Annotated in this window: 8 protein-coding genes; 2 read left to right on the top strand and 6 right to left on the bottom strand. The window is 61.4% G+C overall.

Translation table 11 applies throughout. The features are described 5' to 3' along the window. Positions 1-66 precede the first annotated feature (66 nt). Positions 67-1764 carry an ABC transporter substrate-binding protein gene (locus ADN01_RS08800; protein ID WP_062418239.1) on the bottom strand — a complete coding sequence of 566 codons (1698 nt, stop codon included), beginning with the start codon at positions 1762-1764 and terminating at the stop codon, positions 67-69. A 393-nt stretch (positions 1765-2157) separates the two neighbouring features. Continuing rightward, positions 2158-4959 carry a helicase C-terminal domain-containing protein gene (locus tag ADN01_RS08795; protein ID WP_062418240.1) on the bottom strand — a complete coding sequence of 934 codons (2802 nt, stop codon included), beginning with the start codon at positions 4957-4959 and terminating at the stop codon, positions 2158-2160. Between the two features lie 184 nt (positions 4960-5143). Between ADN01_RS08795 and ADN01_RS08790 the strand changes: the two genes are divergently transcribed. Next, positions 5144-7495 carry a glycoside hydrolase family 36 protein gene (locus ADN01_RS08790; protein WP_062418241.1) on the top strand — a complete coding sequence of 784 codons (2352 nt, stop codon included), beginning with the start codon at positions 5144-5146 and terminating at the stop codon, positions 7493-7495. Continuing rightward, positions 7492-9087 (top strand): hypothetical protein, encoded by a 1596-nt coding sequence (locus tag ADN01_RS08785; protein ID WP_147239036.1) that lies wholly within the window; start codon positions 7492-7494, stop codon positions 9085-9087. The genes ADN01_RS08790 and ADN01_RS08785 overlap by 4 nt, the downstream gene beginning before the upstream one ends. A gap of 78 nt (positions 9088-9165) precedes the next feature. Here ADN01_RS08785 and ADN01_RS08780 read toward each other — a convergent pair whose 3' ends face one another. The 4 genes from ADN01_RS08780 to ADN01_RS08765 all read right to left on the bottom strand — a co-directional run. Further along, entirely contained in the window at positions 9166-10128 is a 963-nt protein-coding gene (locus ADN01_RS08780; protein ID WP_062418243.1) for a DUF4349 domain-containing protein, read from the bottom strand. A gap of 78 nt (positions 10129-10206) precedes the next feature. Further along, positions 10207-10935, bottom strand: coding sequence for a metallophosphoesterase family protein (locus ADN01_RS08775; RefSeq protein WP_062418244.1), 729 nt, complete (start codon positions 10933-10935; stop codon positions 10207-10209). 7 nt (positions 10936-10942) lie between these two features. After that, the gene (locus tag ADN01_RS08770) at positions 10943-12148 is read right to left on the bottom strand and encodes a DUF3048 domain-containing protein (RefSeq protein WP_062418245.1); all 1206 of its coding nucleotides are present in this window, start codon (positions 12146-12148) and stop codon (positions 10943-10945) included. Between the two features lie 12 nt (positions 12149-12160). After that, a partial coding sequence (locus tag ADN01_RS08765; protein WP_075071081.1) for a DUF3048 domain-containing protein occupies positions 12161-13251 on the bottom strand: 1091 nt, incomplete at its 5' end.

Raw genomic sequence — 13251 nt, 5'->3', positions numbered from 1 at the left:
GAAAGGGAGGGAAGAATTTGGGGGGGCGGGACCCCATCCCGCCCCCCACACGATGCTACGGCAGCATTATTCTACAGGAGCCAGTTCCCAGAAATCCACCAGCCAAACCGGGTGGAATTTGTAACCTGTGAGGGTGTTGCGGTGGGCATGGATGCCAACGCCTTGCCAGAGCATGGTGTAAGGCATGTCGTCAATGAGGATGTCCTGCAGTTCGACAATGGCTTTCTCGCGGGCGGCGCGGTCCATGTTGGTGCGGACTGTCATGGCCAATTCGGTGGCTTTCTCGTTCTTGTACCACATACGGAAGGCAACCGAGCGATCGCCCAGGGCGAAGTAGTCTGTCCACATGGTGGGATCCAGGTAGTCGGGAGTCCAGCCGCCTTGGGCCATGGGCAGTTTTTGGGCGCGCATCTCGGAGAGATAGACACTCTGTTCCATGGGGTTGAGGTTGAGGGTGATGCCGACCTCGGCCAGGTCATTCTTTACCTTCGCGGCGACGATTTCGCGGGTGGCGTTGGAGGCGTAGTAGTAGTCTAGGGTGATGCCATCAGCGTGACCGGCCTCGGCCAGGAGCGCTTTGGATTTTTCGACATCGCGGCCCCAGGTCTTGGCGGGGTCCACACCCAGGATGCCCAGAGGGATGATGCTGGGGGCGCGCACGCCGTACCCGTTCATGACGGATTGGATCAGGCCGTCGTAATCAATACCGTAAGCCACCGCCTGGCGGATGCGCTTGTCGCACAGCAGGGCGGAGGATTCGGGGCTGATTTCCGTCTTGCAGTTGGAAGTCATGGCGAGGTAGTTCATGTCCAGGGTCTGGTCGGTGGTGATAACCAGGTTGGAGTCGGCCTGGGCCACTTCCATCAGATCGGAATCGAGCTGGCCGATGAGGTCGGCGTCGCCGGTCTGAAGCATTTGGAGCTGGGTGGTGGGGTCTTCAACGTGCTTGATGATGACCTTGCCGAATTTGGGGGCGCCCTTGAAGTAGGTCATGTTGGCGACCAGCTCAATTTCGGACTTGGGCGACCAGCGCACGAGGGTGAAGGGGCCGGAGCCAGCGGAGTTCTGATCGAGCCATTCCTTGGCGGTGTCGGTGGTGGCGGCGTCTTTCGCGTCCGTGCCGCCGTGTTCCTTCACCAGCTTGGAGTCCATGATGCCCAGGGAGGGGTTGGCGGCAATGGAGAGGAAGGCCGGGTTGGGTTCGGCGCAGGTCACCTTGACGGTGAGTTCATCCACAGCTTCCACAGCCGTGACGCCGTCCAGATTCCAGGCGGGGGCGCCGGCGATGTTGATCATGCGGTTCCAGGAGAAGGCAACATCTTCCGCGGTGATGGGGTTTCCGGAAGCAAAGGTCAGGCCGGGTTTGAGTTTGAAGGTGAATTCGGTGAAGTCCGCGTTGTTTTCCCAGGACTCAGCCAGGCGACCGACCATGTTGGTGAGGTCATCGGGGCGGAAATCCACCAGGGTGTCGTAGGTGTTGATGTGGATGGTGAGGTTGGTGGTTTCACCGGCATAGCCAGGATCCAGGGTGACGACGTCATCCAGGCGCATGGCCATGACCAGAACGGGAAGATCCTCAGCCGTGACGGGCTTAGGCTCTTCGGTGGGGGCTGGCTGGGCGGGCTGCTCAGCAGCGGGGGCCTGGGTGGCGGCCGGGGCTTCGGGCGCAGCGGGGGTTTCCGCAGCGGGCGGTTGGCAGCCGACCACACTCATGGCAAAACATACGACCAAAAGCAGGTACAACAGGGTGCGGGGCACTTTCATGGATCCTCCTCAAGGGTCGAAAAACGGTGGGTGACAGAAAACACAACAGCCTCAGGCTGTGTGCGTTCTACGGACGGAGCTTGCAAAGGCAAGCTGTGGAAATGTGCAGAGGGAGACCTGTTATTAAACTGAGCGTTAGGTTACTGAGGATTGAGATTCCAGCCAAGGCAGGCCTGGATTGAGAGAGCATGGTTATCGTGATTGTAACAGGTTACATATCCGATATATCGTATATCATTGTAATCAACGAGGTGCTGAATTACAAGGGGTTTGCCTGGACAAATGTCATAAAACCGATATGACAAATGTCAGGTATCAAATTCCGCAAAGCTTATCGGAGCTTTGCGGAATCGGAAAGGATCAAAGAGAAATGGGGGTTAATTCGCCAAAATACTAAAGGTTCAGCCAGCGCACCGCAGCAGCGGGCAGATCGGCCATCGTGCCGATCTTGAGTTTGCACTCCGGCAAGGATTGAATGAACAATTTGCCGTAGCGCTTCGTGAGGATGCGGCGGTCGAGGATGGCAACGATGCCACGGTCGGATTGGGTGCGGATGAGGCGGCCAAAGCCCTGGCGGAAGCGTAGGATGGCTTCGGGCAGGCTGTATTCGGAGAAGGGGTCTTCAAACGTTTCGGAACGGGCGGCCACGATGGGGTCAGAGGGGACATCAAAGGGCAGTTTGACAATTACCAGGATGGAGAGGGCTGCGCCGGGGATGTCCACGCCTTCCCAGAAGGCGCGCGTGCCGAGCAGGATGGCGCGGTCGGCCTCGCGGAAGGTTTCAAGCAGAGTGTTGGCCGAGGCGCCTTCGCCTTGCTCATAGACCTGAATGCCGGCTTCAGCCAGGTGAGGGCCGATGGACTGGGAGGTGCGCTTGAGCTGGGCATAGGAGGTGAAGAGCGCCAGCATTTTGCCGCCGGTGGCTTTGGCCAGGCGGGTGAGGGTTTGCTCGACCGAGCGCTGATAGTTGTTGGCATCGGCGGGTTCGGCGATGTCGTTGACCAGGTAGAGCAGGGCTGAACTCTGGTAGTCGAAAGGCGAACCCAGGGTGAGTTCGTCGGCATCTGCGGCGTACAGGCGCTCGCGGAGGTAGTCAAAGTCACCGCTGGCGGTGAGGGTGGCAGAGGTGAGGATGACGCTGCTTTTCTTGTTCCACAGGTATTCCTGCATGAGGGGGCCGATGTGGAGAGGGGCGATTTGCAGGGCGAGCTGGTTGTTATTGGGAGAAATTTCTACCCAGTAGATGAAGTCCGATGAGGGGCTGCTGACCAGGGCGTTGAGGCTCATCTCCACTTCGGAAAAGCGGCGGTTGAGGTTGGAAAGGCTGCCTTGCAGGTCTTCCAGCTCTTCATCCAGCAGCTCGGCGTGATCCGCCAGACTCTTGCTGAAGGTGGAAAGGAGGGTGAGCAGCAAGGTGAGGGTCTCGTGGGCGACATCCCACTGCACTTCCACATCCCCCCAGGCGGGTTGGGCGCGGGTGGCGGGCAGGATGCGCTCTTGCTGGCCGTAGGGGCTGACGGGCCGGCCGTCGCGCTGGTCTGTGAGGAAGGAATCGAGGGCAGCAAAGAACTCGCGGAAGTCGTGATCGAGGCGGAAGGCCAGGTCGGTGGCGCGGCGGGCGGACTGCTCAAAAGCGGCCAGATCGGACGGGCGCAGGATATGCGAAAGCCCACCCAACAGGCGGCCTAGCAAGCCGCTGCTGGTGCTGCCCAATTCGCGCAGCACGCGGGCCAGATCCCCCTGGGTGACGCGGAAACTGAGGGCGTTGGTGGTGGCGGCTTCCACGTGGTGGGCTTCGTCCACAATGAGGAAATCGTATTCCGGCAGGACGCGGTTTCCCGTGGCCACATCGGAGAGCAGCAGGGCATGGTTGACGATCAATAGATGCGCGTTTTGAGCAGCCAAGCGGGCTTGGAAAAAGGGACATGCGCCGCCGGTCCGGCTGAGGCAGACTTCGGTCTTGCAGGCGTCATCTTCGGCCGAAAAGCGGTTCCAGATATCGCGCTCGATGGGGCCGTTGAGATTGATCTCGCTGCGGTCGCCGCTGCCGTTTTCGTTCAGCCAGACCAGGATTTTGCCCAATACGCGCATTTCTTCGGCTGTTTCTGGGCCGCGGTGGCGGAAATGATCCAGACGGCGGGGGCAGAGGTAATTTCCGCGGCCTTTGATGACCGTGGCGCGCAGATCAATGCCCAGGGCAGCGCGGACATCGGGGATGTCTTTTTTGATCAACTGATCCTGCAGGTTGATGGTATTGGTGGAGATGACCACGCGCAGATTGTTCTGGAGGGCAAAAAGGGCCGCGGGAACGACATAGGCAAAGGATTTGCCGGTGCCTGTGCCGGCTTCGACCATGAGGTGCTGCCCATAGGAAAGTGCATGGGCTACCGAGCGAAGCATGCCCACCTGTTGGGGGCGGTGTTCGTATTGTTCGAAATAGCGCGCAAAAGGGCCGCCGTATTCGAGCAGAGCAGCGACTTCCTCTTCATCGAGCGGTTCAGGAGGATTGACGGGCTGGAGGGGGGCGGATGGGGGTTCGGCGGCGGCGAAGAGCGGGCCGTGAGCACCGGAATCTGCATGACGCGCGGCGGAAACCCCGGCGCGGGCGCGGGTGCGCAGGAGTTGGCGGAAGAAGTATTGTCCGCCCCATTCGATTGGCTCACCGGCGCGTACCAGCTCTGCCACCAGATCGAGGGGCAGATCCTGTGCTTTCTCGCTCAGGCGAGTGAAAACAGCGTGGGTAACGCGCGTGTCAGCCAGGGCGCGGTGGGCATGTTCAAGGAGGGGGATGCCCAGCAGTTGGGCCAGGGCGCTGAGGTTGTAGCGGCTGGCTGTGGGCAGCAGCACGGCAGCCAGTTCGTAGGTGTCAATGGCCGGGTTGTCGAGGAGCAGGTTCTGACGCTGGAGAAAGGAGAGGTCAAAGCGGATATTGTGGCCGACGACGGGGCTGTCGCCGACAAAATCGGCAATTTCATGCAGAACAGCCTTCAGCGGAGGGGCGTTGCGTACCATCTCGTTGGTGATGCCGGTCAGCATGGTAATAGGGGTCGGGATGGACCGACCGGGGTTCACCAGGCTGGACCACTCGGCTTCGACACGGTGGCCGTTAAAGCGCACGAGGCCAATTTCGGTGATGGCATCGGATTGGGGATCGAGGCCGGTGGTTTCGATATCGAGGGCGACGTAAGAAGGCATGGATGAGATTATACCATTGCCAGGGCGGGGAGGGAAAAACGCGCCAAAACTGCGTATAGGCATTGCGCTGGGTAGGTGCGCGGATTGATGCGGACTGCGGGCGGCCTTTCAGGGATGAGGGTTGACGGGGGCAGCGGGTGATTCTATACTGAAGGAAACCCCAACGACATGGCGAGAGGTAAACATGAATTTGGATCATCCAGCCTGGGATATTCACCTGGACACGAAGAAAGGCATTCTGGAATTTCGGGAAAAAGAGGCCCACGCCGCGAGCATTGAGACGGCACGCATCCATTTTTGGGTCAGTGATGCCCGTGGGGAAGATATGATGCTGCCCAATCAGCCCTGGCGGGTGCGCGAAACGCACGTTCTGCAGGATGTGGACGCGGCTGGGCGGGCGTTGAAAACCTGGATTCTGACCTTTGAACCGAATGAGGCTGGGCTGACGGCGGAGCTGCATTTTCGCGGCGGCCCGCAGCAGGCGCTGTTCGCCTGCAAGGGGGTGATCACGAATGGGGGCGGGCGGCGGGTGCGGGTGGGAAAGCTGAACCTGCTGGTGGGAGAGGGGCTGCACCTGGGTGAAGGCTCGCGGCCGCAGGACTGGCGCTGCTTTGTTAACGGCTGGCAGTCGTGGGGGGCGGCGGGCGTATACGGCCCGGATCAGCGCCAACCTGCCACCTGGTTGGATTGGCTGGAGGGGCCGCTGTGGTACAACGCCAACACGCCCCGCCCGCGGCAGGTGGGACGCTTTGCCAGTGATTTTTTCAGCGTGGTGGCGGACTGCAAAACCGGGTTGGGGGTGGTGAGCGGCTTCTTGAGCCAACGCGAGCAGTTCGGGGTGGTTGAGGCGGATTTGCGCGGCAAACTGCCCACATTGCGCTTATGGGCGGACGGCGATGGGGTCTGGCTGGGAGCCGGGCAGCGGCTGGAGACCGACTGGGCGGTGATCGGGCCGGTGAACGTGCACGACCCGGACTGCCTGGGCGGCTATTTCGATGCGGCCGGGGCAGAAAACGGCGTGCGGCTGCGGGAACAGATGCCGGCGGGCTGGTGCTCGTGGTATCACTTTTTTGACCGGGTAACCGAAGGTCAGATTCGCGATAATTTGCGGGCAATTGCGCAGATGGAACGGGAACTGCCGCTGGAACTGGTGCAGATTGACGACGGATTTCAAGCAGTGGTGGGTGACTGGCTGAAATTCCGTTCCACGTTTCCGCAGGGGGTGGCCGGATTGGCGGAAGAGATCCGTGCCACGGGCCGGATGCCAGGCCTGTGGCTGGCACCGTTCATTGTGCACCCGCGTTCCAAAACGGCGCGCGAGCACCCCGATTGGCTGGTCAAAGGCCGGTGGGGGCTGCCCGCCTCAGCCGGGTATAACTGGGGGGCGATCACCGCGGGGTTAGATCTGACCCACCCGGCGGCGATGGACTACGCCTACACGGTGATTGAGACGGCGGCGCACCGCTGGGGATACCCGTACTTGAAGCTGGACTTCTTGTATGCTGGGGCGATCCGCGGACGGCGAAAAGATGCCAGTTTAACGCGGGCCCAGGTGCTGCGGCGGGGAATGGAGGCGCTGCGGCGGGCGGCAGGGCCGGAGACGCTGCTTTTGGGCTGCGGGGCGCCTTTGGGATCGGTTTTGGGGCTGGTGGACGCCATGCGCATTGGGGCGGATACCGCCCCAACCTGGACGCCGCGCTTTGCGGGCTGGCGGCGGCCGTTTGAAAAGATCACCCCCATGCCGGCAGCGCGCAACGCGATTCAAAATATCCTCACGCGGGCGGGAATGCACCGGCGGTGGTGGTGGAATGACCCCGACTGCCTGCTGATTCGGCCGGACAGCGAATTGACGCTGGATGAGGTGCGCACCTTCGCCACCCTGGCGGCGCTGACCGGTGGGCTGCTACTGCTTTCGGATGATTTACCGGCGGTGCCGGAGGAACGGCGGCGGATTGCGGCGACGCTGCTGCCGGCCATTGGCCAGCGCGCGCTGGTGTTGGACGGCATGGAGAAGACAACGCCGGAATGCTTACGCCTGGATTTGCAGGGGGCGGCGGGCGAATGGCAGTTGATCGCCTGGTACAACAGCGCGGATACGGCGCAGACCTTTCAGTTGGACAGAGCGCGATTCCAATTGGCTGCGCAGGATTTGTGGGTGCGGGAATTTTGGAGCGGACGAACACAATTCCTGGCAGCGGGGAGGACCTGGGACTTTGGCACAGTGGCTCCGCACGGGATCTTTGCCGCGGCAGTACGGCGGGCCGAGCCGGGACGGGTTCAATATCTGGGCAGCGATCTGCACCTTTCGCAAGGGCTGGAGGTACAGCGCTGGCAGGAAAGCGCCGAGGGGCTGGATTTGACGGTGGATGTTGGGCGCCGCGTGGCGGGCAGGGTGGTGTGCGCCGTACCGCAGGGGATGTGGGAAGCCTGGGTGGGCGCCGAACGGGTTGAGACACAAAGTGAGAGGGGCTACTTGGACATCCCAGCAGCGGGGATGGGGCCGGTGGAAATCCGGCTGCGGAGGACAGACCGATGAAACGAACTGCCCGTTGGGCGTTCAAGCTATGGGTACTGGGTTTGGTATGGGTAGGGCTGATAGGCGGGTCAACATCGGTGAAGGGGGCTGAACCCCACCGGCTGTTTTTCCCCATCGTTCATAAAACTGTGCCGCAGGTGGAAGCCGGCCCACCGCGTTTTGGCACCAGCGTGTACATGACCACGAACAACCCGAATGCGTACTACAACCTGGGCTGTGCGCAGGGAAAGCGTGATCTTGGCCTGGCGGGGACGCAGGACAGCCTGGTGGTGCTGGCTTTTGGCAGGCCGGTAAAGATCGGCACAGTGTACGGGGCCAGTCTCTTTGATGTGGCGCCGACCACCACGACCGTTTTGGAAACATTGATCCCCATGTTTGCGATGGGATATGTGGACTGCGCGGGGGCGGACACGCTCAGCACAGTGACGCTGGGCCTGGGAACCAGCAATTACGGCGACATGGTGCGCTACAGCGGCGGGATCGCCTGGAACAATTTCGTGGATCACGTCAACCGCTGGCTGAAAGACAATAACTATTACCACCGGGTGGCGGCCGTGGGCGCGATTGATATCGAATTGGGCTGGAACCCGCCGGATGTGACCCGCAATTGGGTGAACGGCTACGACGATGGGAACCTGTACCCCTATCTGAACTTTGGGGACGCCAACAGCTGCCCGACACGGATTTTCCCAGATTGGGACTGCAAGGACGCCTGGACCAAAGAAGATCTGTGGTATGTGTCCTACGGCGTGGGGGCGGCTTTCCCGCTGCCCCTGATTTATGCGACGGACACGGGAAACGCGCAGCAGTGGGCATTGATGAGCCTGTGGGCGGCGCAGAACAAGGGCGCGCCGATGCAGATTCAGGGGGTGATGACCCAATGGCAGGCCTGCCAGCAGTACCCCAGCGGGTGCGGCCCGGGGCTCGATAACCGCCCTGAGGAGGGCTGGCAGCAGCTGTATGATGAATTGGCCCGCGACGCGCGCACCAAACAGGAGCTGCGCTGGTCAACGGACATCTTGTGGTGGCGGTCGTCGCTGACCATTCAAGCAGATGCGATGCAGATGCGGCCCACCGGTGCGGCGCGGCAGGCCGCGGCCCTTGAGGCGGTGCTACAGCAGACCCATTTGGAACCCTCGATGCGCAGCAACCTGGAGGAAAAGCGGGAACTGTGGCTGCGCATGGAGCGGGAACAGGGGGTATCTGCGCTGCTGGCCGAAACAGAAGGGATGCCCCCGCCAGAGGTTCCGGTGGTGGAAGCGGCTCCCTTCGCGACGGGAATTTTTGAAGGGGATGAGGGCTGGTTCCGCAGCGGGCAGGCGCAGATTACACGGCGCTGGCAGGGGGTGAGCCAGGATGGTTATTTGCAAGTCATGGTGGGAGCGGACGGCGAGGACCCAACCCGCGGAATTGTGGTGATCCTGCGTTACGATGCGGAACGCGTACTGGTGGATCTGCGCAAGGAAGTGGGCCTGCCCGGCAGCGGCCCGTATGCGCTGGAGGGTGTGGAGGGAGATGAACTGGTGATCCGCGGGGCGGACGGGGCTGAGCTGCGGCTGAATTTGATTCAGGAAGGCGCGATTCTTCCGTAACCGCTAGAGAACTATTGGTGATATCAAACGGCCTCTGCGGTGGATTGCAGAGGCCGTTTTTGGGCGTGGGGAGAGCGTTTAGCTTTGTGGGGCGTTCACTTCCGTCACCGCGGCGGTTTTGGCGGCCTTGCGGCGGCGGACGTAGCGGACGATACCGCGGATGATGAAGAACAGGGGGACTATGGTGACCAGGCTGGAGGGCAGACAGAAGATGACGATCCAGATGAGGGCGTTGCCCAGGAATTTGCCGAAGTTGATGAGAGCCTGCATCGCATCGCGGGCGACACCCACCGGCTGCCAGCCGCCGATGGTGAGGGGGGCCACGGAAGCCCTGGATTTGATATCCACCGTGATGGCGGAGAGGCGTGAGGATTCATCGTAGAATTTGATTTGTCCTTTGACGACCTCAACCTCTTCGGAGATGCGGGTCAATTCTTGATGCACCGCCAGAACATCTTCGGTTTTGACGGCTTCGTCTAAAATGTTCTGCAGGCGAGCCTGGGCCATTTCCAGGTTCTTCAGGCGCGAATTGAGGTCGGTGTACTCGCGGGTGACATCCTGACCGGAGACGTTATCGGTGGTGACGTCCAGATTGCCGTCGGCGACCAGGGCTTTGATGCGGTCGCGGGCTTCGGTGAGGCGCTCAGCGGGAACGCGGACGGTCATGGAGGCAGCGGGGATCTTTTCGCCGTCATCAGTGGTGTACTGGTACAGGTTGGAATTGACGATGAAGCCGCCCATTTCCTGGGTCATCTTGGCGATCTCGTCCACGGCCTGCGAGGGGTTTTCCACCACGATGGCCATGTTGGCGTTCATGATGACGATGCGTTCCACCGCGGCGCCCTCCACATTGACGGAGTTGGTGGATTCGCCTTCGTAGGATCGGGCCTCTTCCATTTCGGGGGCAGCAGCGGGGGCCGAGGGTGGGGCAAAGCCCATGCCTGGTTCGGCCATGTCGGCGGCTGGGGCGCTTGCAGCCGGTGAGCAGGCAGCCAGCAGCAGCGCGGTTAAAATGAGCGGGATGAGCACTTTTCGGAACATGGGATTCTCCTCCTTAAGGGAACAGCCAATGGGTTAACCCATAGACGACGAATCCGGGCGGAAGGTTCCAGGCTTGCGTCACCACCCGGCGGAGAGGCGGACGGCGTGTCGATCGGGGAGGCCAGCGTGTTGGATGCGCGATTGGACGCTGACGACATCGTAGGTCACGCGGTGAATTTCCCAGGTATTGGCGTGGGTATCAAAGAGCGCAAACGAGGCGCGCGGGTCGCGGTCTCTGGGTTGGCCGACGGAGCCGGGGTTGAGGATGGCGCGCGAACGCAGGGTGAGGGGGAAATTGGGGGGGATGCGCCGCCATTCAATCTCACGCCGACTTTCGTTTTCAATGAAGACCGAGGGGATGTGGGTGTGGCCGGTGAAACACAGCTGGGTGTCGAAGTGGCGAAAGTTCAGAGCGGCGGTGAATTTATCCAGGAGATATTCCCACACAGGGTTGCGCGGGCTGCCGTGGGCCAGGGTGATTTGACCCAGGACAATTTTCTCCTGTAGGGTGGTCAGAAATTGGAAACTGCGGGCGGTGAGGGTGCTCTGCATCCAGGCGGCGGAAATTCGCGCTTCTTTGTTGAAGGTTTCCAGGTCAATTTGTCCAAGGGCGGCGGCGTCATGATTGCCGAGCAGGCAAGTGAGGTTGGGCAGGGCTGCCATGACCTCAATACATTCGTTGGGGTCAGGGCCGTACCCCACCAGATCACCCAGGCACCAGACAGCGTCGTAATCACCCGCGGCAGCGAGAACTGCCTGGAGGGCGGTGAGATTTGCATGGATGTCGGACATGACGAGGACGCGCATGGGGCCTTTAGGGGGTGTAAAAGGTCATATTCCAAATGCCGGGGGCATCCTGGGTGAGGGTGGAGGATACGCCTGCCAGGACAATCCAGGTGTTTCCCGGTTTGAGGGCCAGCGGCTGCCCCTGGGGGGTCCAGAACTGCATGGGGCGGTCGGCGGAAGGGGCGCGCCAGAGCCCTTCGAAGGCAGTTCCGTTTCGAAAGAGCACCGCACGGCGTCCATCCTGGTTATACCATATTGTAATATCGTGCAGTGTGGGCGCAATGGTTTGGTAGGGGGCAAATGCGATGATGACATTATCGAAGGCTAACTGAACGCCCGCGGCGCGGTCGGTGAGGGGCAGCATGCTGATGGAATTTTCTTCTCCCACCGATTCCTGCCAGCGAAGATAGCGCTGGGAGGCGGAGTCGTACTTCCACAGACCTTTGTTGAAGGCGTTGAAAGTTACGGATACCTGAGCCCCTTCCAAGCCGCCGCTGGGCGGTTGGGGATCAAAGGCCATGCCGTCTAAGATAGGGCGGGCGGGGGCAAGTTTGCGCTCTTCGGCGGCGTAGCGAGAAAGCAGGGCGGTATCCGTGAAGACGCTGAACACCGTGTGCGGGCCGACGTCACACAGGGCCGGGCAGGTGGCGGGGGCGGCGTTCACGGCGCGCTGACCGAGGTAACGGTCTAGCAGGGGGAAGACACGCTCCGGGTCGGCGCCAGCGTAGGCCAGAATGCCCTGATACATGCGCACCAGCTGGGCGTCTACGCGGCGGGCGGAACGGATGGGGCCGACCTTGGCGGCGTCCTGGCCGTAATACACAGCGGTGAAACGGTCTGTGCCCTCGCCGATGTAATCGTTGAAGACCAGATCGGCTTTCGCGAGGCCAGATTGGGGACGGCTTTCACGCGGGAAATTGGCAATTTTGACAAATACGGGCGGGCGGGAGAGAAGTGCGGGGTCCGAAACGGGCAGGCCGGTGAGAGGGTTGACCGCCGCGGGGAAATTGGACGGACCGACCGCCTGGGGAAGCGCAGTGAGGCTGGGAACGGGGCTGGCGGTGGGCGGCGGGGTGAAAGTAGGGGTGGAAGAGGGCGTCTGAGTGGGGACGGCGCTGGGTGCGGCGGCGAGCGTCGGCGGCGCAGAGGGTATGGTCACTGGGGTGGGGGCGGCACAAGACGAAAGCATCAGACTCAGGCAAAGCGCGAACCACCACAGGCGAGGGTTTTTCATAGGAAAGGGGGCCTAGGGCAGGTGGAAACGCAGTTCCCAGTGCCCAGGTTCCGGCTGGCTGAGATCGGTGTTGAGGCCCACAATGTGAATCCAGGAGGTGCCTGGTTTGAGGATCATGGGCAGGCCGTATTGGTTGAAAAACTGAATGGGTTGGCCGCGGTCCACCGTGCGCCAGGAGCCTTCCACGAGAATACCATCGCGGAAGAAGAGGGCTTTACGCCCCAGTTGATTGCCCCAGATCTCCACGTCGTGCAGTGTGGGGGCGAATTCGGTGTATTCGGCGAAGAGCACAATCACATTGGCAAAGGCCAGGTGTTGATCGTTGAGCTGGTCGGTGAGTGGGATGAGGTCATCGGGATTGAGACGGCGCTCTTCCCAGCGCTCATACAGACCAGATTCTGGGTTATAGCGCCATTCGCCGCGCGAGGCGCTGTATTCCACGGCGATCTTCTGACCCGCGCCGGTGGATTCGGGGATCTCACTTTGGAAGATCATGCCGTTGAGGGGCGGGCGTGTGTTGCTGATGCCGTGCTTGTTGGCGTAATTGCTGAGGGAAGCCGTGTTGGCGTAGATCCAAGGGGAGGAGTGGGTGTCGCGCCCGCAGAAGGTGGGGCAATTGGCTTCCAGGTTCGAGATGGCGCGGTCACCCAGGGTCTCTTCCAGAACTTCGTCCACCTGAGGATCGGCGGAACCGTAGGCCAGAAGCCCCTGATACATGCTGACCAGCTGGCCGTCTATCAGGCGGCCGGAACGCAAAGAACCGGCACGGCTGGCATCTTGACCGTAAAAAACGGCTAAAAAGCGGTTGGCGCCTTCGCCAATGTAATATTCAAATACCAAATCAGCAAAGGATAGACCAGCCTGGGGGCGAACCGAGGGCGGGGCGTTGGAGACTTTGACCATCACCGGACGGCGTTCCAGGCGGGTGAGGTCTTCTACGGTGAGACCGGTAAGGGGGTTGACGCCCGCTGGAAAGCCAAACACCCCCATAACGGCCGGGGTGGTGGTGATGGTGGGGGTAAATTGAGGCGGAGGCGGCTGAGTGGGCGGCGGCAAGGGACTTGGCGTGAGGCTGGGCAGCAGGGTGGGCATGACCCAGGGGG

It is taken from the genome of Levilinea saccharolytica, from assembly GCF_001306035.1.
Classification (GTDB): Bacteria; Chloroflexota; Anaerolineae; order Anaerolineales; family Anaerolineaceae; genus Levilinea; species Levilinea saccharolytica.
The sequence above is the reverse complement of the archived record's forward strand: the minus strand, read 5'-3'. Positions and strand labels throughout refer to the sequence as shown.